Below are 2646 nucleotides of genomic sequence, written 5' to 3' on the forward strand. Positions count from 1 at the left end.
TGTCTAACCTGAACAATTAGATTATATCAGGAAAAAGAAATGGAAGCTCAAAGCCTTGTCAGCCACCAGCATAGCTGGTGGTTTTTCTGTTTTTCTCTTCGAGAAAAACTGGCTTGAAGCCATAATAAAAAGAAGTTGGACTCAAGGTCCAACCTCAAAATAATAGGGAGACAATCGGTTCATTGAAAGTGAGAATATTTGATGTAGTGGCTAATTAGTAGATTCACTCGTATTTCCCACTCCCCTATACTGTTCTGCTATCAAGATTCTAATTGACTGTAAGCTTTAGCGATTCTTGCTCCAACCTTGGCGTTATTATAAACAAGTTGAATATTGGCTTTAAGGCTTTCACCATCAGTCAAATCAACAATTTTTCCAAGTAAGAATGGAGTCATATCCTTACCGATAATACCCGCTTCTTCTGCTTCAACTACAGCTTGAGCAATGATACCATCAATATAGTCCGCATCCAATTCATACTCCGTTGGAATTGGATTCACGACTAAAGTACCTGCAGTCAATCCAAGCTCATGACTGACCTTATTCATATGCGCAATTTCCTCAACAGAGTCAACTCGACTATTCAATTTATAAGGAGACTTGCTAGTATAGAAAGCTGGCAGAACATCTGTTTGGTAACCAAGGACTGGAACTCCTTTAGTTTCCAAATACTCCAATGTTCGAGGGAGATCCAAGATGGATTTAGCCCCTGCACAAATCACCGTTACAGGCGTCTGAGCCAACTCTTCCAAGTCAGCTGACACATCTAGCGTTTCTTCATAACCACGGTGAACACCTCCAATTCCCCCTGTTACAAAAAAGGGAATACCAGCCAAATGGGCACCAATCATAGTGGTGGCAACAGTTGTAGCCCCGATTTTTTTCTGGGCAAGAATCAGCGCTAAATCCCGCCGCGATACCTTTGCTACATCCTTTTCAGTTGCCAAACGTTCCAAATCTGCCTCACTAAGCCCAATTTTGTATTTTCCATCCATAATCGCAATAGTGGCAGGGACAGCTCCTTCCTCTCGGATGATGGCTTCAACCGTCTGAGCCATTTCCACATTTTGTGGATACGGCATACCATGCGAAATAATCGTAGATTCAAGAGCTACAACAGGTTGACCTGCCTCAAGAGCTGCTGCAACTTCCGGTGCAATATCAAGATACTGTTTCATTGGTAAAGAGTTCCTTTCTTTCATTAGCGAGACGTTCTTTAGACAAGTTGGGACGAACAGTGTCCTGAGAACGAATTGTGTGGTAAGAGTTAGTTAAACCCAATTGTAAGATTTCCTGAATGGAGTAGCCATTCAACCAGCCATAAATAACACCTGAAGCCAAAGCATCTCCAGCCCCCGTTGCATCTACAACTTGATCCAATGGGATTGGTTGAATTTCTAGGTAAGTCCCTTCCTGATGGGCATAGACCATCGTCTCTGCCCCTTCTGTGATGAGAACCTGTGTAAGCCCATGATCCAACCAAGCCCGTGCCAAATCTTTTTTCGTGACTTTTTGACCCAATGCTAACTCTAAATAAGCCTCTGACTCATCTAGATTCACAATCAACCATTCAACCCCTTTCAAATCTTGAGGAAGATGCGTCATTTTGGGGGCTGATACTGGAATTAAAGCTAGCTGCAGTTGATGCTCACGTGCTAGTTGAATCAGATAGTCCAGACTCTCTTTGGGAAGATTCAAATCTGCTACAACCCCTTTAGCATCTAGCAGTAGATTTTCATATTTAGACAACCAAGAAGGGGTCATTTCATCACAAATTGTCATGTTTGCTAGTGCCAAAGTCATATCCCCATCCTCATCTAAGATCGCAACATAAGAACTAGTTGGATGATGACTTTGTTTGTCAACATACTTGAGATTCACATAAGACTGGGTCAAAGACTTTAATTGCTCTCCATCATGATCGTCTCCAACCAAGGAGAGCAAGAGAACATCTTCTTCCAAACGTCCTAAATTTTCCGCAATATTCCGGCCAACACCTCCTACAGAAAGACTAGCTCCCACAGGATTTGAAGTCCCCATTTGGAGCTTCTCCCTAGCATAAAATTTCCGATCTAAATTCATGCCACCAATACAGACCACAGATTTAGATTCTTCTAAAATATAAGCCCGGCCCCGCAGATAATTCTTCTGAACCAAACTAGAAATCAAATTCGCAACGGTTGACCGCGAATAACCTACCTGGTTTGCCAATTCCTGCTGAGATTGGTAAGGATCCTGACGAATCAAATCCAAAATCTCCTGCTCACGCTCTGTTAACACAAAAACCTCCCTTCTAAACATTTGTCCAAGTACAAACAACTGTTTCAACAGCCTCATTATAAGCCATCTCTCTCTGGAAAGCAAGAAATATGATAAAAAATTCGAGAGGAAACCGAGAAGATTTCCACAGGGAGATACTCAAGTAGTATTCTCCTAGGATAATCTAAATCCTAATTATTAAATTGTGTGCCTAACTTCTGGGCTCTAGATCAAATGAACACGGTCCACTTGCCCCCCGAAGAATCGAGTAGGGACTAATGCATAGTCCCTCTCACACCACCGTGCGTGCCGTTCGGCACACGGCGGTTCAGTTAACTTTTAACGCATGTCGTTTTAAGTAGTAATCGAGACAGCTGACCAGTCCTC

2 protein-coding genes are annotated in these 2646 nt (G+C 42.5%); both read right to left on the reverse strand.

Annotated features, from left to right (window positions below; genetic code table 11):
* Positions 1-260: 260 nt before the first annotated feature.
* Complete coding sequence (locus ACXM1Q_RS09060; protein WP_458517777.1) at positions 261-1178, reverse strand: pseudouridine-5'-phosphate glycosidase; 918 nt, start codon at positions 1176-1178, stop codon at positions 261-263.
* The gene (locus tag ACXM1Q_RS09065; protein ID WP_458517778.1) at positions 1162-2280 is read right to left on the reverse strand and encodes a PfkB family carbohydrate kinase; all 1119 of its coding nucleotides are present in this window, start codon (positions 2278-2280) and stop codon (positions 1162-1164) included. Before ACXM1Q_RS09065 ends, ACXM1Q_RS09060 begins: the two co-directional genes overlap by 17 nt.
* Positions 2281-2646 lie beyond the last annotated feature (366 nt).

It is taken from the genome of Streptococcus sp. 10F2, from assembly GCF_054331515.2.

Coding starts and splice junctions, on each gene's coding strand:
- ACXM1Q_RS09060 (WP_458517777.1), bottom strand. CDS start 1,178: ATGAAACAGTATCTTGATATTGCACCGGAAGTTGCAGCAGCTCTTGAG.